The organism is Caulobacter sp. CCNWLW153, from assembly GCF_036889365.1.
Taxonomy (GTDB): domain Bacteria; phylum Pseudomonadota; class Alphaproteobacteria; order Caulobacterales; family Caulobacteraceae; genus Caulobacter; species Caulobacter radicis.
In genome coordinates, this window is sequence record NZ_JBAKFV010000004.1 from 255,970 (window position 1) to 274,118 (window position 18,149).

An 18,149-nucleotide genomic window follows, 5' to 3' on the forward strand; every position below is an offset into this window, starting at 1 on the left:
GCCCGAGAGTAGAAACGGCTGAACCGTGGTTCAGCCGTGAGCCAGCCATTGGCGCGCCTGGCGCTGGGCTTCGGCGACGTCTTCGCTGGCCATCTCTTGCGACAGTTCCTTGCGATAGACCTTGGCCTCGACCGAACCGCGCATGGCGGCCAGGTTGAACAGCATGTGGGCCGAGACGTAGTCCAGCGGCGCGCCGCCCTGGCCGGTCGAATACAGCATGCCCATGCGGAACAGCTCGTCGCCCGTGGATTCGGCGGTCGGCAGCGGCAGGCCCATCACGGCGGCGGGCGGTTCGATGCTCATCATCATGACTTCAGTTCCCCAGTCCTTCCGGCTGGTCCCCAGTGGTCCAGCTCGGCCATGAACACAGAGAAAACCTTGCTCGCTGAACATATAGTTAAGCGCGCAGAGATCATGAATCGAGGCGCGACAACACGCCTCGATCACTGAAGTAACACCCGATAAACACGGGTATACGGGTGGTTAACGCGCCCGCTGGCCGAACAGAACCTTGCGCGCTTCTTCGGCAGCTTTTCCCGACGCTTGCAGGCCGCTGGAACGCAGCTCCGCCCCCAGCTTGAAGCCCCTTTGCACGGCCTCGCGCGCGTTCAGGCGCTCGAACCAGGCCTGGATGTTCGGGAACTCCTCGATCTGGATGCCCTGGTTCTTCCACGGCACGACCCATGGCCATATGGCGAAGTCGGCGATGGACAATTGGCCGCAGACGAAATCCTTCCCGGCCAGCTGCTTGTTCAGCACGCCGTACAGGCGGTGGGTCTCGTTGGTGTAACGGATCGCGCCGTAGGCCAGCTGTCTTTGATCGGCGATGATCGCCCCGGCGTACTGGCGGAAATGGTGGGTCTGGCCGGCCATCGGGCCAAGGCCGCCCATCTGCCACATCACCCACTGGTCGATGTTCACCCGGTCGCGCTCGCCCTGGCCGTAGAACTGGCCGGACTTGCGGGCGAGGTATTGCAGGATGGCCCCGGACTCGAAGATCGAGATCGGCTGGCCGTCGGGTCCGTCGGGATCGACGATGGCCGGCATGCGGTTGTTGGGGCTGATGGCCAGGAACTCCGGCTTGAACTGCTCGCCCGTGCCGATGTTCACCGGGATCATCTCGTAGGGCAGGCCCATCTCCTCCAGGGCGATGGAAATCTTCCAGCCGTTGGGCGTGGGCCAATAGTGCAGCTCGATCGGACTGGTCATGCACGCGACTCCCTGATGTCGGTCTTGGTGACGCAGAACATGGCCATCCGCGCGCGCGACGCCAATATCCATCCTGACATGACCGTTCAGCGACGGTTCAGGCGCCGGGGATCAATCTTGTTTCCAAGGTCGAGGGATTAGGCCGCCTCCAGGCGACCGCTGACCACAAGGAGACGTACACATGAAACGTCTGTTGCTCACCATCGCCGCCGTGGCCTCGGTCGCGGGCCCGATGGCCGCCGTCGCCACCGACGCCTCGGCCCAAGGCCGCGGCGATCGCCACGAAGACCGCTGGGACCGCCGTGACGACCGTCGCGGCGACCGCTGGGATCGTCGCGATGACCGCCGTGACGACCGTTGGGATCGTCGGGACGACCGCCGCGGCGACCGTCACGGCCGCTGGGACGACCGCCGCTACAACGGCTACTACTACCGCGACCGCTGGCACTACGGCGCTCCGCCGGCCCACTATTACGGCCGCCCGGACTATCGCCCGGGCTACAACGCCTGGCGCCGCGGCGGCTACCTGCCGCCCTACTATCGCGGCGGCGGCTATGTCGTGCACGACTACGGCCGCTACCACCTGCGCCAGCCGCCCCGCGGCTACTACTGGTACCGCGCCGGCAACGACTACGTGCTGGCCGCCATCGCCACCGGCCTGATCTTCGAGATCATCAACAACTAGATCGAACTCGATCACCGGTATCTGAAAAGTCTTGCGGCGCCCCGGGAACTCCACCTGGGGCGCCGTTTTTGCGCCATGCTCGCCGCGCGCGCGCCACGCATCGGGCCGCAAAGCCCGATTGTCGGGTCATTTCGGCCGTATCCAGTCGCCAGCGTAGGCCTCGCGTCACAGTCCGACGCAGCAGACACGAAGGCGCTTACCGATGAAGAGCTTGCGCATCTCCGCCGCCGTCCTCGCCCTCGCCGCCGCCGGCTACGCCGGTTCGGCCCTGGCCCAGCAGGCCCCGGCCGACCCTTCCGCCCAATCCACCCCGCCTTCGTCCAGCAGCAGCTGGGGCTCGTCCACCACGACCACGGATCCGTCGGCCTCGACCACCGCTCCGGCGACCACTGACAGCACCACCCCGCAGGCCGACAGCGCCGCGAGCGCGGGCGAACCGACCTCGGCCACGGCCCCGGGCGAGACCTCGACCACCACGGCCCCGGCCGCCGAGGACGCGGCCAAGCCCGAAAAGAAGTCCAAGAAGCACAAGAAGCACGACGACCCGGCCGCGGCCGGCGCGTCCGCGCAGGACCCGACCACACCTCAATAGGCGCGTCCCTGTTCGAGTCCCCCCTCCGACAAAGAGAAGGGCCCGCCGCTTTCGCGACGGGCCCTTTTCCTTTCTTTTGCCTGAAAGCCGGGATCAGAGACCCAGCTTGGCCTTCAAGAGGTCGTTGACCGTGCCCGGGTTGGCCTTGCCGCCGGTGGCCTTCATGACCTGGCCGACGAACCAGCCGATGGCCTGGGGCTTTTCCTTTACGGCCGCGGCCTTGTCGGGGTTGGCGCCGATCAGCTCGTCGATCGCCCCCTCGATGGCGCCGGTGTCGTTGATCTGCACCAGGCCGCGCTTCTCGACGATCTCGGCGGGGCGGCCTTCGCCGGCCCACATGTGCTCGAAGACCTCCTTGGCGATCTTCGACGAGATCGTGCCGTTCTCGATCAGCTCGACCAGCTGGGCGATATCCGACGAGGGCAGCGGCGAGTCCGGGAACGCCGTGCCGGCGGCCGACAGCTTGGCCAGCAGCTCGTTGGTCACCCAGTTGGCTGTCAGCTTGGCGTCGCGGCCTTTCGCGGCGGCTTCGAAGTAGTCGGCGCGCTCGGCGTCGATGATCAGCACGCCGGCGTCGTAGGCCGACAGGCCATACTCCGACTGCAGGCGCGCCTTCTTGGCGTCCGGCAGTTCCGGCAGCGTGGTCTCGATCTCCTTCACCCAGGCCGGGTCCAGCACCAGCGGCAGCAGATCCGGGTCGGGGAAGTAGCGGTAGTCGTGCGCCTCTTCCTTGCTCCGCATCGAGCGGGTCTCACCCTTGGTCGGGTCGAACAGGCGGGTTTCCTGGTCGATCACGCCGCCGTCTTCCAGGATCTCGATCTGGCGACGGGCTTCGTACTCGATGGCCTGCTGGATGTAGCGGTACGAGTTGACGTTCTTGATCTCGCAGCGCGTGCCCAGGTGCTTGAAGCTGCCGGTCTCGCGGAACTTTTCGTAGTCGCCCGGACGGCAGACCGAGACGTTGACGTCGGCGCGAAGGTTGCCCTTCTCCATGTCGCCGTCGCAGGTGCCCAGATAGACCAGGATCGTCCGCAGCTTCTTGACGTATGCGGCCGCCTCTTCCGAGGTGCGCATGTCGGGCTTGGAGACGATCTCCATCAGCGCCGTGCCCGCGCGGTTCAGGTCCACATAGGTGGCGTTCGGGTCCTGGTCGTGCAGCGACTTGCCGGCGTCCTGTTCCAGGTGCAGGCGCTCGATGCGCACGTCGAAGGTCGTGCCGTCGTCGCGCTCGACGGTCACCACGCCCTCGCCGACGATCGGCTGGTCGAACTGGCTGATCTGGTAGCCCTGCGGCAGGTCGGGATAGAAGTAGTTCTTCCGGTCGAAGCGGCTCTTCAGGTTGATCTGCGCCTTCAGGCCCAGGCCCGTCTTCACCGCCTGCTCGACGCAGAAGCGGTTCAGCACCGGCAGCATGCCCGGCATGGCCGCATCCACGAGGCTGACCTGCTCGTTGGGACCGGCGCCGAAGCCGACGGCGGCGCCCGAGAACAGCTTGGACTTGCTGGCCACCTGGGCGTGGACCTCGAGGCCCAGCACAATTTCCCAGTCGCCGGTGCGACCCTTGATCGTCTTGGAAGCAGCTTCGGTCATGTCTCTTGTCCTCCCTCCGTCGCCGGAAGGCCGGTTAGCGCGGGCGGCGAAGCAGAGGCCTCGCCGTTTCAGAGGTTCCTCATGCACCGTGGGGGTCGTTGAGCGCAAGGCTGGCGGGGTGGTTTGTTGAGGGGCCAAGGGCATTGCCCCCGACCTTTCATCACTTCGCCTCCCCCAGCGAGTAGCCCCTCGCCGAGCGAGCGAACGAAAAGCAACAACAATGCACCATCAACTACTTGTTGGCGTGCCGGCAATCTCCAGACATTTGGCCGCGGAGGATCACGCCGTAATCCGGGCGTTGAAATCACGCTTGAACATCGTGTGCTGATGTCGTTAGCGAACTCCTTAGCCGCCAACACATAGGCCAGGGCCGGCCGAGTGAAGATGCCTATCTTTCGCGAGCCCCATCCCGCTCGGGATGCTCAATCCATTCCTTGGGCACAGGCTTGCCCCAGACTTCGTAGACTGGCGCGAACAGGTAATGTGATCCCCCCTGTCGCTCCACAGTCGTGTCCAGCTTCACAGCCCTACCATCGCGCCTGATCTGTGCCACGAGGTATAGAGGCTCTCCGACTTTTGTAACCAACGTGCCGGTCAACAGTTCGATCTTGTCTGGCGCATCGGCGGCGCGTCTCATCGGTTTCGCCGGATTATAGGGTGCGGACCAGGACTCACTGATCATGATAACTGCGTCGGCACCATGGATGACCACCTCATGGGCTAGTGAGCGCATCATGAGATACTTATGCCCATGCTCGCCAGGACGAAGCTCCCGAATGTCGACTGGCTTACCCTGCCGGAGCAGAAAGGCGATCATGATGTGGTGACCGTCCTTCTCGAACATCTTCCGAGCGGTCGCGAAGAGGCTCCGCAGCCGCTCCTCCGGCGCATTGTCTACGCCGAAAACTCCAGCTGGCTTTACGCCATAGCGGGCTTCCAGCTTGAGTGCCTCAGATAGATCCAGCCGCCGCTCTATTGTCTCGAACTCGACGGGAGCGCCCGTCGCCAGCCAAATGTCGAGTGTCCGGCTATCGGCGTGACCGATCATGCAGGGCAGTCGTCCGCCGCGGTCGCCCTCATGAAAAGCCTGACCTGTCTCTACATTTGTAGGCCTTGGCTTAGATAGCCCAAGCTGTTCGTGAGCCGCGTCGACAAGCAACGATAATTTTCCGTAGGCGATCGCGACGGCGTCAAGGAGTTCATATTCGGGTAGCGTGTTCTCCACCCATCGCCGCTGAATTCTGACGATGCCGTCCTTCCGGATATGGTCGCCCAGTGCGCCCACCGGAATGCTCTTCACAAGTTTAAGCGGTGCGTCTGAAAGCTTGGCCGGAACATCGATCCTGGGGCCGTTCTCCAGATACGATGCGACGATCTCGGCGCGCACGAAGCTATGCGCTTCGAGATCGCCCTCCTTCTCGATGGAATTTCGCGCGTCGCGCATCCAGACCATCAATGGATCTGCACCCATTTTTTTCTGCCAATCGCCATACCAGCGATCGAAGTCCGGAATCTGGGCCTTGTTCTTCTGGAGAATGAAGGTAACCGAGCGCATAGTCTGGATCGCGCCCTGGATGGCGACACGAAAAGCATCCGGATCAAAATACGCGTCCGCAGCTTGATGCCACAGGCGGTGCAGGTCACCTAACCGCCGATCTACAGCGGCGAGAGGGCAGTGATCTTCGTCATGTTCCCGGGCCATGACTCACTTTAGCGGCTAAATTCAACTTTTCCGATCAAAATCCCCCCACCGGAGAGTGACCTTAATTGCTCAGCGAAGACCATGAAGTCTGTCGCCAACAAGCAAATCTTGCGAGGGTCCGTTGGGCGTCAACGCCCCTCACTTCCCCCGCGGCTTCGCCCGCGTCGTCGGCGCGGCGCTGGCCGGATCGTCGGGCCAGACGTGCCGGGGATAGCGCCCCTTCATCTCGACCTTCACCTCGCGCCAGGAGCCCTTCCAGAAGCCTGGGAGGTCCTTGGTGATCTGGATCGGGCGGTGGGCGGGCGACAGGAGGGCCAGGGTCAGGGGGACCTTGCCGTGGGCCACGCAGGGGTGCTCGGCCAGGCCGTAAAGCTCGCCCACCCGCACCTCGACGCGCGGGCCGCCCTCAGCGCCGTAGTCGATGGCGAAGGTCGAGCCGGTGGGGGCGGTGAAGCGCGCGGGGGCCTGGGCCTCGATGCGGCCCTGCATGTCCCACGGGATCAGGGTCTTGATCGCCGCCTCCAGTGTGCCCTCGTCGAGGCTGGCCAGAGACGAGCGCCCGGCCAGCAGGGGTTCGAGCCATTCGTCCAGCCGCGCGACCAGGGCCGCTTCCGACAGATCCGGCCAGGCCTCTCCATCGTTGGCGCGCAGGAAGGCCACGCGGTCGAGCAGCCCCCTGCCCCGCTCGCCCAGCTTCAGGGCGGCCAGGCCCTCGGCCCGCACCTGGTCGGCCAGGGCCCCGGCGATCAGGGCCGGGTCGGGCTTCTCTATGATCTTCTCGTCGACCACCAGCTTGCCCAGGCGCAGCAGGCGTTTGGCGCGCAGCCTGCCGCCGCCGCTGGTCTCCAGCCGGTCCTCGGCGACCAGGCGGTCGGCGAAGGCGGCGCGCAAGGCTTCTTCATCCAGAGGCGCGGCCAGCAGGATGCGGTCGCGGGCGTCGCCGCCGCCCAGCTCGCCGACGGCCAGCCAGGTCTCGCGGGCCAGGGCGTCGGTCGGTTCCAGATAGACGCCGCGGCCGCTGGCCAGTTGGTACTCGCCGGGCTTGCCGCGGGCCCGGGCCACCCGCTCGGGATAGGCCTCGGCCAGCAGCAGGGCGTCGTCCAGGGGCTCGGCGCCGCTGGGCTTGCCGGCCTGGCGCGACCAGCGCTCGGCAAGCGCCCGGGCGTCGCGGGCCCTCGGCGTGCGGTCACGGCCAAAGCCCTCCAGCCGCTGGCGCAGATCGACACTCCGCCCGCCCAGGCCCTGCTCGCTGAGCACGGCGGCGATCTCGGCGGCGCGGTGCGCCTGTCCGCTGGCGGCCGCGCGGGCGACCATGTGGGCCAGCCTGGGCGCGAGCGGCATGTTCGACAGCGCCTTGCCGTGCGCCGTCAGCCCGCCATTGGCGTCAAGCGCCTGCAAGCGGTTCAGCAGCGACCGCGCCTCGCTGAACGCGGCCTTGGGCGGCGGATCGAGGAAGGCTAGGCCTTCAGCGTCCTTGGCGCCCCAGCGCGCCAGGTCCAAGGCCAGGCGCGACAGGTCGGCCTCCAGGATCTCAGGCCGGGCGAAGGGTGTGAGGGCCCGGGTCTCCGGCTCGTCCCACAGGCGGTAGCAGACGCCCGGCTCGGTGCGGCCGGCGCGGCCCCGGCGCTGGTCGGCGGCGGCGCGCGCCACGCGCACCGTCTCCAGCCGGGTCAAGCCGCTGGACGGGTCGAAGCGCGGCACGCGGGAGAGGCCCGCGTCGATGACCACCCGCACGCCCTCGATGGTCAGGCTGGTCTCGGCGATCGATGTGGCCAGCACCACCTTGCGGCGGCCGGCCGGCGCCGGCTGCACGGCGCGATCCTGCTCGGCCGGCTCCAACGCGCCGTACAAGGGAGCGAGATCGACGTCCGGGCGGCGCAGGCGCTCGGCCAACCAGCTCTCGGCCCGGCGAATCTCGCCCTGGCCCGGCAGGAAGACCAGGACGGAGCCGCTCTCCTCGGCCAGGGCCCGCTCGACCGCGCGACCGACCCTTTCCTCCAACCGCTGCCGATCGTCGCGGCCCAGATAGCGGGTCTCGACCGGGAACATCCGTCCCTCGCTCTCGACCACCGGCGCATCGCCCAGCAGGGCCGAGACGCGCGCGCCGTCCAGGGTGGCCGACATCACCAGGATCTTCAGGTCCTCGCGCAGCAGGCCCTGGCTGTCGCGGGCCAGGGCCAGGCCCAGGTCGGCGTCCAGGCTGCGCTCGTGGAACTCGTCGAAGATCACGCAGGCCACGCCGTCCAGGCCGGGGTCGTCGAGAATCATCCGTGTGAAGACGCCCTCGGTGACCACCTCGACGCGCGTCCTGGCCGACACCTTCGACTGCAGGCGCACGCGAAAGCCGACCGTCTCGCCGACCGCCTCGCCCAGGGTCTGGGCCATGCGCGCGGCCGCCGCCCGGGCCGCCAGGCGGCGGGGTTCCAGCATGACGATCTTGCCCTGCCCGACCCACGCTTCCTCCAGCAGGGCCAAGGGAACGGCCGTGGTCTTGCCCGCCCCGGGGGGCGCGACGAGAACGGCGGTCTCGCGGTCGGACAAGGCGCCTTTGAGCGCGGGAATGGCCTGAAAAATGGGCAGCATCGCGCCGCCTTTAGCCGGGCTGGGGATCAACGCCAAGCAGGACTGGACTAGCCTCCCCGGCGGAGAACATTTACGCGCTTCGGCGGCGCGGCCTTGACCCCATGCTCATAAACGGGTCACCGTCCGCAAAATTTTCCAAAGGCGACCCCCGGGGGGGAGTCTTGCCTATCCAGGAGGAACTATGTGGCGCGTTAAATCGCTTGATGCGATCCTTGCGACGGCTGAGAAAAAATCCCTTCATCGCTCGCTCGGACCGATCCAGCTGACGCTGCTGGGGGTGGGCGCCATCATCGGTACGGGGATCTTCGTCCTGACCGCCGCCGCCGCCCAGAAGGCCGGCCCCGGCATGATGTGGAGCTTCGTGATCGCCGGCGCCGTCTGCGCCATCGCCGCGCTCTGTTACTCCGAACTGGCCTCGATGGTCCCCGTCTCGGGCTCGGCCTACACCTATTCCTATGCCGTGATGGGCGAGCCGCTGGCCTGGATGGTCGGCTGGGCCCTGATCCTGGAATACGCCGTGGCGGCCAGCGCCGTGTCGGCCGGCTGGTCCGGCTACTTCCTCGGCCTGATCGAGAACGCGCTGGGCTTCCAGTGGCCCGCCCTCCTCAAGGCCGGTCCGGCTTGGTCGATGAACGGCTTCATCCCGGTGGCCGACTTCAGCGTCGGCATCGTCAACATCCCCGCCATCCTGGTGGCCCTGGCCGTGACCGGCCTGCTGGTGCTCGGCACCACCGAGAGCGCCCGCGTCAACGCCGTGCTCGTGGCCATCAAGGTCACCGCCCTGACCGCCTTCATCGTGCTGACCATCCCGGTCATCAAGAGCGGCAACTTCTCGCCCTTCGCCCCCAACGGCTGGTTCGGTCCGGAAGGCACCAGCGGCATGGGCATCGTCGGCGCCGCCGCCTCGATCTTCTTCGCCTATGTCGGCTTCGACGCGGTGTCGACCGCCGCCGAAGAGACCAAGAACCCGCAGCGCAACGTGCCGATCGGCCTGATCGGCAGCCTGGCGCTCTGCACCGTCTTCTACCTGCTGGTCGCCGCCGGCGCGATCGGCGCCATCGGCGCCCAGCCGGTGTTCGGCGCCGACGGCTCGGCCGTCCAGCCCGGTTCGGCCGCCTTCCAGGCCGCCTGCGCCCTGGCCGACAACAGCGGCCGCCTGGTCTGCTCGAACGAAGCCCTCGCCCACGTCCTGCGCGAGATCAACTGGCCGGTGGTCGGCAACCTGCTGGGCCTGGCCGCCAACCTGGCCCTGCCTTCGGTCATCCTGATGATGATCTACGGCCAGACCCGCATCTTCTTCGTCATGGCCCGCGACGGCCTGCTGCCGGAAAAGCTCGCCACCATCCACCCGAAGTTCAAGACGCCCTACATCGTGACCATCGTCACGGGCATCTTCGTCGCCATCGCCGCCGCCTTCTTCCCGGTGGGCCAGCTGGCCGACATCTCGAACTCGGGCACCCTGTTCGCCTTCTTCATGGTGGCGATCGCGGTGATGGTGCTGCGCGTGAAGGATCCGAACCGCCACCGTCCGTTCAAGACCCCGCTGGTTTGGGTCGTGGCCCCGCTGGCCATGGTCGGCTGCGCGGCCCTCTACTTCAACCTGCCGGCCGAAGCCATGCTGGTGCTCCCGATCTGGGGCGCCATCGGCATGGCGATCTACCTGGCCTACGGCATCCGCAAGAGCCATCTGGGCCGCGGCCTGATCGACGTGCCGGAACTGGATCCGAACGCGCCGGCGACGGCCGTCCCGCCGATGCCGGGCGCTCCGGCCCCGGGCTCGCCCGAGGAACGGTCTTGATCTCGAGACAGTAGTCTCTAGTTCAGACGGGCGGGAACTCCGGTTCCCGCCCGTTTTCGTTTGGAGCCGACACCTTGACCACCCCGTCGCCCATCAGCGCCGTCATCGCCCCGGTCACGCCGTTGCAGCAGAACTGCACGATCGTCTGGTGCTCCAAGACCAAGAAGGCCGCGATCATCGATCCGGGCGGCGAGGTCGACCGCCTGCTGCGCGCGCTGACGGACCAGGGCCTGACCCTGGAGAAGATCTGGATCACCCACGGCCACATGGACCACGCCGGCGGCGCCGCCGAGCTGAAGGCCAAGACCGGCGTCCCGATCGAGGGCCCCCATAAGGACGACCAGTTCTGGATCGACCGCATCCAGGAAAGCGGCGAGATGTACGGCATGCCCGAGGCGCGCATCTTCGTGCCCGACCGCTGGCTGGAGGACGGCGACGTCGTCACCCTGGGCGAGACGCAGTTCGAGGTGCTGCACTGCCCGGGACATACGCCGGGCCACGTGGTGTTCTTCCACCGCGAGACCAAATTCGCCCAGGTCGGCGACGTGCTGTTCCAGGGCTCGATCGGCCGCACCGACTTCCCGCGCGGCAACCACCAGGACCTGATCGACGCCATCACCGGCAAGCTGTGGCCGCTGGGCGACGATATCCGCTTCGTGCCGGGTCACGGCCCGATGTCGAGCTTCGGCGCCGAGCGGCGCACCAACCCCTTCGTCGGCGACCGCGCGGTCGCGGCCATGAAGGGCCCCGGCTACACGGCTCCGGTGAACCGCTCGCCGGGGTGAGACCTTCCTACTGACGCGGCGGCGGGCCACCGGGCGGGCCCGGGCGGAACTCGTCGCCGGTCAGCTTGCCGTCGCCGTCCTTGTCGGCGGCCGCGAACTGGGCGCGGGCGGCGGCCAGGGCCTCGTCCTTGGTGATCCTGCCGTCCTTGTCGGCGTCCTGGGCGGCCAGCTGGGCCAGCATCCGGCCGCCGAAACCGCCGCCGGGACCGCCCTGCCCCTCGCGCTGGGCGAAGCGCTGCTTGATCGCCTCGATCTCGGCCGCGTCGACGACGCCGTCCTTGTTGGCGTCCATGCGCTCGAAGCGCTGCAGGGCCGAGGCCTCGTACTCGGCGGCGCTGACCACGCCGTCGCCGTCGGCGTCCGGGCCGCGCATGCCGGGACCCGGCTGGGCGTGGGCCGCGGCGGCCCCGAGCAACGACAATCCAAGGACGGTGGAAACGAGTCGGTTCATGAAGACGCTCCGTGGCGATTTGACGCTAGGGGGCCACGATCAGGTTGCGCGCCTGTTGCAAGCGTGAAATCTGACGGTGACAGGGGCATGAAAGGACCATCGGCATGGAGACCTCCCCGACCACCGCCTCGTCCGCCGCCGTCGCGGACACCGCCAAGGGCGCCGGCGCCCGCATCCTGATCGTCGACGACGATCCGGGCATCCGCGACGTCGTGTCCGATTTCCTCGTCCGCCATGGCTATGTCGTCGACACGGCCCAGGACGCGCGCACCATGGAGCAGGCCCTGGCCAAGGGCCCGGTCGACCTGGTGGTGCTCGACGTCATGCTGCCGGGCGAAGACGGCCTGGCCATCTGCCGCCGCCTGGCCGCCCAGGACGGCCCCGCCATCATCATGCTCTCGGCCATGGGCGAGGAGACCGACCGCATCGTCGGCCTCGAGCTCGGCGCCGACGACTACCTGCCCAAGCCGTGCAATCCGCGCGAGCTGCTGGCCCGCGTGCGCGCCGTGCTGCGCCGCCGCACCGAGCCGCGCTCCAGCGACGACACCATGGGGGCTGCCTGCGAGTTCGCCGGCTGGCGCCTCGACCTCGTCCGCCGTGAACTGCGCTCGCCGCAGTCGGTGGTGGTCAATCTCTCCAGCGGCGAGTTCTCGCTGCTGCGCGCCTTCGTCGAACGCCCGCAGCGCGTGCTGACCCGCGACCAGCTGCTCGATCTCGCCCGCGGCCGCGACAGCGACGCCTATGATCGCGCCATCGACGTCCAGATCAGCCGGCTTCGCCGCAAGCTCGACGACGGCGGCGGCGGCGAGCTGATCCGCACGATCCGCAGCGAGGGCTACATGTTCACGCCCAAGGTCACCCGCACGCCATGAAGTTCGCAGTCCCGGGGCGCGGCGGCGCGCCCCTGTTCGCCCAGGCCCTGGGACTGGCGCTCGTCACACTGGTCGCTACGATCCTGATCTGCGTGGCGGTCGTGTTCAACGTGCCGCCCCCGCCTCCCGAGCTCTATAAGCTCAGCGAGATCAGCCGGGCGCTGAAGACCGGCGAAACCGTGCATCCCCGCGACGGTCGCCCCCTGACGGTCCGCCACCGCGCCAGCATCAAGCCCGACGGCGAGGACTCCCAGCGCCGCGCCGAGTTCAAAGCCGCCATCGGCCGCGAGCTGAACGTGCCGGTCGACCGGATCTCGATCCGCACCGAGAACGGCCCCCGCTTCTTCGTCCGCACCGCCCGGCAGAAGGGGCCGCCGCCCCCGCCAGGTCCTGGCGGTCCGCGCCCCGGTCCTGGGCCAGGCGGCCCCGGCGGCCCTCCGCCGCCGCCGCCTGGCGCGGCCGGCCCGAAGCCTCCCGGCGTCCAGATCCTCGCTGACCGCATCGCGGCCGTCATGCGCGACGAGCCCTTCCTGTTCGGCGATTTCGAGCTGGGCATTCGACAGACCGACGGCCGCTGGCTGGTGGTCGAGCCCAAGTTCACCGTCCTGCGCGACACCTGGCAGGTGCGGATCCTGCTGATCCTGGTCTTGTCGGTCGTCGCCGTGTCGCCGCTGGCCTGGCTGTTCGCCCGTCGCCTGGCCGGCCCGATCACCGCCTTCGCCGCCGCCGCCGAGCGCCTGGGCCGCGACCCGCGCGCGCCGCCGCTCAGCCTGTCGGGTTCGGCCGAGGTGGCCGCCGCCGCCAACGCCTTCAACGAGATGCAGGAGCGCCTGCGCCGCTACGTCGAGGACCGCACCGCCATGATCGGCGCGGTGGCCCACGACCTGCGCACCCCGCTGACCCGCCTGCGCTTCCGCATCGAGACCACGCCCGACGACGTCCGCAGCAAGCTGGAGAGCGACATCGACCAGATGGAGGCCATGATCTCGGCTACCCTGGCCTTCGTGCGCGACACCAGCCGTCCGGCCGAGCGCACCAAGCTGGAACTGGCCTCGCTGCTGGAAAGCGTCATGGACGAGGCGGCCGAGACCGGCGGCGACGCCACGGCCGAGGAGAGCGAGAGGATCGTCATCGAGGGCGACCCCATCGCCCTCAAGCGCCTGGTCACCAATCTGGTCGAGAACGCCCTCAAGTACGGCGGCGCCGCGCGCGGCCGGGTCTATCGCCAGGGCGGCGGCGCGATCCTGGAGATCGACGACGACGGTCCCGGCGTGCCTTCCGGCGAGCTCGAGCGCGTGTTCGAGCCGTTCTTCCGGGGCGAGCCTTCGCGCAATCGCGAGACCGGCGGCATCGGCCTGGGCCTGGCCGTGGTCCGCTCGCTGGCTCGGGCCCACGGCGGCGACGTGACCCTGCTGAACCGTTCCGAAGGCGGCCTGCGGGCCCGCGTGATCCTGCCGGCCTGACGTCTGTTGCGGCCGCGCAATCAAGCGCGGCCGTGACGACATAACCGCGCAATGCGGCGGGGCTTCAAGCGGAGGGAAGGAGCTTCTTTCCATGACCGCACGCGCCTTGCCTCTCCTGGCCCTCGCCGCCCTTTCGCTCGCCGCCTGCGGCCACGCCCCGCCGGATGGACCGGGCGGCCGCGGCCCCGGCGGTCCGGGCGGCCGTCCCGGCTTCGGCGGCGGTCCGCCTCCGGGCGAAGGCGGCCCCGGCGGCCCCAGCGGCCCGCGCATGGGCGGCGGCAAGCAGGTGTTCATCAGCCCGGCCGGCGAGCCGTTCCGCGCCGATCCGGGCCAGCCCTACCCGGTCGCCCTGTGGCTTTCCGGCGCCGACGCCGACCACGACGGCGTGCTGACCCGCGAGGAGTTCGTCGCCGACTCCCTGCGCTTCTTCGACAGGCTCGATACCGACAGGTCGGGCGTCCTCGACGGTTTCGAGGTCTCGGCCTACGAACGCGACATCGCCCCCGAGATCGTCCAGGCCTCGGCCATGCCGCAGCAGGCCCCGCCCTCGGGCGGCGACGGCCCCGACGGCGAGGGTCCGCGCCCCCGCCGCGACGGCGGCCTTGGCAACATGCTGCTGGGCGCCACGCCCTACGCCCTGTTGGCCGAGCCCCAGCCGGTGATGGGCGCCGACGCCGACTTCAACCGTCGCATCACCCGCGACGAGGCGACCCGCGCGGCCAACGCCCGCTTCAAGCTGCTCGACAAGGACGGCGACGGCCGCCTGACCCTGGCCGAACTGCCCCAGACCCGCGTCCAGCGCATCATGAGCGGCGAGGAAGATCCGCGCGAAGGCGGCCGGCGCGGCAAGGGCGGCCGCCGCCCGCCCCGCTAGCGCCCCTCACCCCGCCACCACCCCGGCGATGATGTTGATGCCCAGGGCCAGGATGGCGGTGTTGTAGAAATAGGCCGTCACGGCGTGAGCGGTGACCAGGTTGCGCAGCGCCCCGGTGCGCACGTCGTTGTCGGAGACCTGGAAGGTCGCCCCGATGCTGAAGGCCAGGTAGACGAAGTCCTTGTAGGTGCGGGCCGGCTCGCCGGGAAAGCCGAACCCGCCCTTCCCCGCCCCCGCGCCGAAATGGCGGTGGGCGTAGTGCAGCACGAACACCGAGTGCAGCACGATCCACGACAGCACCAGGGTCACCCCCGCGCAGGCCGCCGTCAGGTTCCTGGCGAAGGCCGCCTGCGCGCGCGCCCCGATCATCGCGGCCACCACCGCGGCCAGGCTGGCGGCGATCGCCGACAGCACGATCAGCAGGATCAAAGAACGTCCCTCGTCCTCGGCCGCCGCCTTGGCCCGCAGCGTCGCCTCGTCGGCGGTGAGGAACAGGCGCCACAGCAGAACGGCGTAAATCGCGGCGCCGAAGTCCCACCCGATCAAAATATGCGTGCTTTCGGGCAGATTTATCTGGCGGGCGAAAAGCCATCCAAGAAGCCCCGCCAGAACGCCGACAAAGAGCCTCCAGTGCCTTGTAATTAATGAGGATTTACCACCTTCCAAGGTGCTCTTGCGCATCGCTCTCAGCCTGCCTTTTCCCCAGACAATCGTCCTTAACGCTGCATTTGTCTCGCCTGACACGTGAAACCGAACTCGGCTTCACCGGTTACTTCACCGGAACACTGGAACGACGCCATGACCGACCCCGACGCACCGCCTCCGCTGGAGCCGCAAACGCCGGACGATCCGCCGGGCTCGACGCCCGACGAAGTCCCGCTGCAGCCGCCTCCGGTGCAGCCGGGCGACGATCGGCCCTATGACGCCGCTCCGGCCCCGTTCCCTCCCGTTACCAGTCCCGATTAGGAGCAAGACATGGACCTCGACAGCGAACGGCCCCGCGGCCGCCGAGGCTTCGCCGCCATGGATCCGGAACGCCGCCGCGAGATAGCTCGCAAGGGCGGCGCCAGCGTCCCCAGTGAGAAGCGCAGCTTCGCCAAGGACCGCGACCTGGCCGCCAATGCCGGCCGCAAGGGCGGTTCCTCGTCGCGTGGCGGCGGCCGCCTCGGCGCTCGCGACCTCTAGGAATGCCGCGGCCGAGGGGGGGACGGGCGACGCAGCCGACGGTGGTGGCGCACGTATCAGGATTTTAGAGCCCGGATCGGTCTTGCCGATCCGGGCTCTTGGGCTGTCCGCCATCCAGCGGCCGGCCGCGACTTCTTCTTTTCCGCTTCTCAGGAGCGAAGCGCGAAGACGCCGAACGCCGGCGCCTCGCTGATCCAGCGCGCCTCGACGCGCCAACCGGCCTTCTGCGCCATCGAAGCGAAGGCGTCGGGGTCGTACTTGTAGGAATTCTCGGTGTGGATGGTCTCGCCGGCGGCGAAGGCGATGGACCGGCCGGCGATCTTCACAGTCTGGTCGCGCAGGCTGACCAGATGCATCTCGATCCGGCTCTCGACGGCGTTCCAGACCGCCCGGTGAGCGAAGGCGGCCAGGTCGAAGCCGCCTTCCAGTTCGCGATTGATGCGGACAAGCAGATTCTTGTTGAACGCCGCGGTCACGCCCGCCGCGTCGTCATAGGCCGGGATCAGCACGTCCTCGCCCTTGGCGATGTCGGCCCCGACCACGAACAGAGCCCCCGGCCCCAGCAACTCGCGCGCCGCGACCAGGAAGGCGGTCGCCTCGTCCGTCGGGAAATTGCCGATCGTCGAGCCCGGGAAGAAGCCGACCGTCGGCCGGCCGCGCGCGGCGGCCGGCAAGCCCAGCGGATGGGTGAAATCGCCCACGGCCGGCGCTACGGCCAGCTTGGGATAGTCGGCGCGGATCGCGGCCGCCGCCGCGTCCAGGGCCGAGGCGCTGATGTCCATCGGCGCGTAGACGGCCAGCTGCGGCGCGGCGTCCAGCACGATGCGGGTCTTGGTGCTGGCCCCGCTGCCGAACTCGATCATCGCCGCGCCTTCCGGAATGCGGGCGGCGATCTCGGGCGCGATGCGGCGCAGCAGCGCCGTCTCGGTGCGGGTCGGATAATATTCCGGCAGCACCGTGATCTCCTCGAACAGCCGCGAGCCCTCGGCGTCGTAGAAATACTTGCTGGGCAGGCTCTTGGGGCTGGCGGTCAGGCCGGCCAGCACGTCTTCGCGGAATCCGGCGTCCATGGCTTTCTCGCGGCCGCCCGCCCCGTCGCGCGCCAGGCGCACGCCCGAGAACATCCAGCGCAGGGCGGGATGGAAGAAGTTGCGATAGCTGGCCCGCGCATGGCCCGGCGGCGTACCCGCCGCCCCGCCGCGCAGGACCATCTGGTTGACCATGAACTTGCCGTTGTACTCGCCCAGGGCCCCTGCCCCCGCCCGGAATCCCGGATAGGGCGCATAGGCGCTGGCGGTCCACTGCCAGGCCTCGCCCGACATCTGACGCAGGTCCTTGCCGGAGCGCGCGGCCAGCTCCCATTCGGCCTCGGTGGGCAGGCGCGCGCCGGCCCAGGCCGCGAAGGCGGCCGCCTCGTAATAGCTGACGTGGGCCACCGGCGCGGCCGGATCCAACGGCCGGCGGCCGGCCAAGCCGAACTCGCTCCAGGCGCCGTCCTCGTCCTGGCGCCAGTAGAGCGGCGCACGCCAGCCCTGCTCCTGGACCGTGGCCCAGCCGTCCGACAGCCAGAACTCGGCCCGCTCGTAGCCGCCGTCCTCCATGAAGCCCAGCCACTCGCCGTTGGTGGTCAGGCGGTCGGCCAGGCGGAAGGGCTCGAGGAACACGCGATGGCGGGGCCGCTCGTTGTCGAAGGCGAAGACCCCCTCGTCCGCGCCGATCGTCGCCAGACCGCCCTCGAAGCCGACGAAGCCCGGCGCCGGGACGGCCGGCCGCGGCGGATCCGGGCGCTCGCGATAGGCCGGATACAGCGGCGACTGGGCGAACAGGTGCTGGATGTCCATCAGCAGCAGCTCCTGGTGCTGCTCCTCGTGCGCCAGGCCCAGGTCCAGCCGCTCCATCAGCTCGGGCGACAGCGGACCCGACAGCAACCGGGCCATGGCCGCGTCGACGTGCCGGCGATAGGCCCCGACCTCGGCGCAGGAGGGCCGGGTCAGCAGTCCCCGCTGCGGCCGCGGCTGCCGCGGCCCCATGGCTTCGTAGTACGAGTTGAAGATGTAGCCGAAGGCCGGGTCATACGGCTTGTAGCCCGGCGCGTACGGGGCCAGCAGGAAGGTCTCGAAGAACCAGGTCGTATGGCCCCGGTGCCACTTGGTCGGGCTGGCGTCGGGCATCGACTGGGCCGCCTGGTCCTCGGGCGATAGCGGCGCGGCCAGGGCCTCGGTCCGCTCGCGCACGGCGCGATAGCGGGCCAGCGGCGTATCGGCGGCCTCGGCGACGGACGTCAGGACGAAGGTGTCGTCGGGACTCATGCACGCTCCTGGCGTTGTCCGGCCCCGCGCGCGGGCCGTTGTCCAAAACGG

Annotated in this window: 17 protein-coding genes; 9 read left to right on the plus strand and 8 right to left on the minus strand. The window is 68.9% G+C overall.

What is annotated here, in order from left to right; genetic code table 11:
* Positions 1-30: 30 nt before the first annotated feature.
* Positions 31-309, minus strand: a complete 279-nt coding sequence (locus tag V6S85_RS08740) for a sel1 repeat family protein (RefSeq protein ID WP_116570073.1) — start codon at positions 307-309, stop codon at positions 31-33.
* 174 nt (positions 310-483) lie between these two features.
* The gene (locus V6S85_RS08745; protein ID WP_334348706.1) at positions 484-1,209 is read right to left on the minus strand and encodes a glutathione S-transferase family protein; all 726 of its coding nucleotides are present in this window, start codon (positions 1,207-1,209) and stop codon (positions 484-486) included.
* A gap of 181 nt (positions 1,210-1,390) precedes the next feature.
* Between V6S85_RS08745 and V6S85_RS08750 the strand changes: the two genes are divergently transcribed.
* On the plus strand, positions 1,391-1,894 hold the full coding sequence (locus tag V6S85_RS08750; protein ID WP_116570075.1) for an RcnB family protein: 504 nt from the start codon (positions 1,391-1,393) through the stop codon (positions 1,892-1,894).
* Positions 1,895-2,096: 202 nt separating this feature from the next.
* Positions 2,097-2,486 (plus strand): proteophosphoglycan 5, encoded by a 390-nt coding sequence (locus tag V6S85_RS08755; RefSeq protein WP_334348707.1) that lies wholly within the window; start codon positions 2,097-2,099, stop codon positions 2,484-2,486.
* Positions 2,487-2,579: 93 nt separating this feature from the next.
* On the opposite strand, the gene gatB is transcribed toward V6S85_RS08755, so the two are convergent.
* From gatB to hrpB, 3 genes are all read right to left on the minus strand, one after another.
* Positions 2,580-4,076, minus strand: a complete 1,497-nt coding sequence (gene gatB / locus V6S85_RS08760; protein WP_334348708.1) for an Asp-tRNA(Asn)/Glu-tRNA(Gln) amidotransferase subunit GatB — start codon at positions 4,074-4,076, stop codon at positions 2,580-2,582.
* A 388-nt stretch (positions 4,077-4,464) separates the two neighbouring features.
* Entirely contained in the window at positions 4,465-5,778 is a 1,314-nt protein-coding gene (locus V6S85_RS08765) for a hypothetical protein (protein ID WP_334348709.1), read from the minus strand.
* 138 nt (positions 5,779-5,916) lie between these two features.
* Positions 5,917-8,361 carry an ATP-dependent helicase HrpB gene (hrpB, locus tag V6S85_RS08770; protein ID WP_334348710.1) on the minus strand — a complete coding sequence of 815 codons (2,445 nt, stop codon included), beginning with the start codon at positions 8,359-8,361 and terminating at the stop codon, positions 5,917-5,919.
* A gap of 181 nt (positions 8,362-8,542) precedes the next feature.
* On the opposite strand from hrpB, the gene V6S85_RS08775 reads away from it, so the two are divergent.
* Positions 8,543-10,159 (plus strand): amino acid permease, encoded by a 1,617-nt coding sequence (locus V6S85_RS08775; RefSeq protein ID WP_116570081.1) that lies wholly within the window; start codon positions 8,543-8,545, stop codon positions 10,157-10,159.
* A gap of 74 nt (positions 10,160-10,233) precedes the next feature.
* Positions 10,234-10,944: an MBL fold metallo-hydrolase gene (locus V6S85_RS08780; protein ID WP_116570082.1), complete on the plus strand. Its 711-nt coding sequence runs from the start codon at positions 10,234-10,236 to the stop codon at positions 10,942-10,944.
* 7 nt (positions 10,945-10,951) lie between these two features.
* On the opposite strand, the gene V6S85_RS08785 is transcribed toward V6S85_RS08780, so the two are convergent.
* The gene (locus V6S85_RS08785; RefSeq protein ID WP_334348711.1) at positions 10,952-11,395 is read right to left on the minus strand and encodes an EF-hand domain-containing protein; all 444 of its coding nucleotides are present in this window, start codon (positions 11,393-11,395) and stop codon (positions 10,952-10,954) included.
* A gap of 104 nt (positions 11,396-11,499) precedes the next feature.
* Between V6S85_RS08785 and V6S85_RS08790 the strand changes: the two genes are divergently transcribed.
* From V6S85_RS08790 to V6S85_RS08800, 3 genes are all read left to right on the plus strand, one after another.
* A complete protein-coding gene (locus tag V6S85_RS08790; protein WP_101711996.1) occupies positions 11,500-12,267 on the plus strand; it encodes a response regulator in 768 nt (255 codons plus the stop codon).
* The gene (locus V6S85_RS08795) at positions 12,264-13,730 is read left to right on the plus strand and encodes an ATP-binding protein (RefSeq protein WP_116570084.1); all 1,467 of its coding nucleotides are present in this window, start codon (positions 12,264-12,266) and stop codon (positions 13,728-13,730) included. Before V6S85_RS08790 ends, V6S85_RS08795 begins: the two co-directional genes overlap by 4 nt.
* A 91-nt stretch (positions 13,731-13,821) precedes the next feature.
* A complete protein-coding gene (locus V6S85_RS08800) occupies positions 13,822-14,604 on the plus strand; it encodes a hypothetical protein (protein WP_334348712.1) in 783 nt (260 codons plus the stop codon).
* Between the two features lie 6 nt (positions 14,605-14,610).
* On the opposite strand, the gene V6S85_RS08805 is transcribed toward V6S85_RS08800, so the two are convergent.
* Entirely contained in the window at positions 14,611-15,150 is a 540-nt protein-coding gene (locus V6S85_RS08805) for a DUF1345 domain-containing protein (protein WP_334348713.1), read from the minus strand.
* Positions 15,151-15,402: 252 nt separating this feature from the next.
* On the opposite strand from V6S85_RS08805, the gene V6S85_RS08810 reads away from it, so the two are divergent.
* Positions 15,403-15,570: a hypothetical protein gene (locus V6S85_RS08810; RefSeq protein WP_165829092.1), complete on the plus strand. Its 168-nt coding sequence runs from the start codon at positions 15,403-15,405 to the stop codon at positions 15,568-15,570.
* Between the two features lie 9 nt (positions 15,571-15,579).
* Positions 15,580-15,789 carry a KGG domain-containing protein gene (locus V6S85_RS08815; RefSeq protein WP_058350544.1) on the plus strand — a complete coding sequence of 70 codons (210 nt, stop codon included), beginning with the start codon at positions 15,580-15,582 and terminating at the stop codon, positions 15,787-15,789.
* A gap of 149 nt (positions 15,790-15,938) precedes the next feature.
* On the opposite strand, the gene egtB is transcribed toward V6S85_RS08815, so the two are convergent.
* On the minus strand, positions 15,939-18,098 hold the full coding sequence (gene egtB / locus V6S85_RS08820; RefSeq protein WP_334348714.1) for an ergothioneine biosynthesis protein EgtB: 2,160 nt from the start codon (positions 18,096-18,098) through the stop codon (positions 15,939-15,941).
* Between the last annotated feature and the right edge of the window lie 51 nt (positions 18,099-18,149).

Coding starts and splice junctions, on each gene's coding strand:
- V6S85_RS08755 (WP_334348707.1), top strand. CDS start 2,097: ATGAAGAGCTTGCGCATCTCCGCCGCCGTCCTCGCCCTCGCCGCCGCC.
- V6S85_RS08785 (WP_334348711.1), bottom strand. CDS start 11,395: ATGAACCGACTCGTTTCCACCGTCCTTGGATTGTCGTTGCTCGGGGCC.
- gatB (WP_334348708.1), bottom strand. CDS start 4,076: ATGACCGAAGCTGCTTCCAAGACGATCAAGGGTCGCACCGGCGACTGG.
- hrpB (WP_334348710.1), bottom strand. CDS start 8,361: ATGCTGCCCATTTTTCAGGCCATTCCCGCGCTCAAAGGCGCCTTGTCC.
- V6S85_RS08740 (WP_116570073.1), bottom strand. CDS start 309: ATGATGATGAGCATCGAACCGCCCGCCGCCGTGATGGGCCTGCCGCTG.
- V6S85_RS08800 (WP_334348712.1), top strand. CDS start 13,822: ATGACCGCACGCGCCTTGCCTCTCCTGGCCCTCGCCGCCCTTTCGCTC.
- V6S85_RS08750 (WP_116570075.1), top strand. CDS start 1,391: ATGAAACGTCTGTTGCTCACCATCGCCGCCGTGGCCTCGGTCGCGGGC.
- V6S85_RS08765 (WP_334348709.1), bottom strand. CDS start 5,778: ATGGCCCGGGAACATGACGAAGATCACTGCCCTCTCGCCGCTGTAGAT.
- V6S85_RS08810 (WP_165829092.1), top strand. CDS start 15,403: ATGACCGACCCCGACGCACCGCCTCCGCTGGAGCCGCAAACGCCGGAC.
- egtB (WP_334348714.1), bottom strand. CDS start 18,098: ATGAGTCCCGACGACACCTTCGTCCTGACGTCCGTCGCCGAGGCCGCC.
- V6S85_RS08775 (WP_116570081.1), top strand. CDS start 8,543: ATGTGGCGCGTTAAATCGCTTGATGCGATCCTTGCGACGGCTGAGAAA.
- V6S85_RS08815 (WP_058350544.1), top strand. CDS start 15,580: ATGGACCTCGACAGCGAACGGCCCCGCGGCCGCCGAGGCTTCGCCGCC.
- V6S85_RS08795 (WP_116570084.1), top strand. CDS start 12,264: ATGAAGTTCGCAGTCCCGGGGCGCGGCGGCGCGCCCCTGTTCGCCCAG.
- V6S85_RS08790 (WP_101711996.1), top strand. CDS start 11,500: ATGGAGACCTCCCCGACCACCGCCTCGTCCGCCGCCGTCGCGGACACC.
- V6S85_RS08745 (WP_334348706.1), bottom strand. CDS start 1,209: ATGACCAGTCCGATCGAGCTGCACTATTGGCCCACGCCCAACGGCTGG.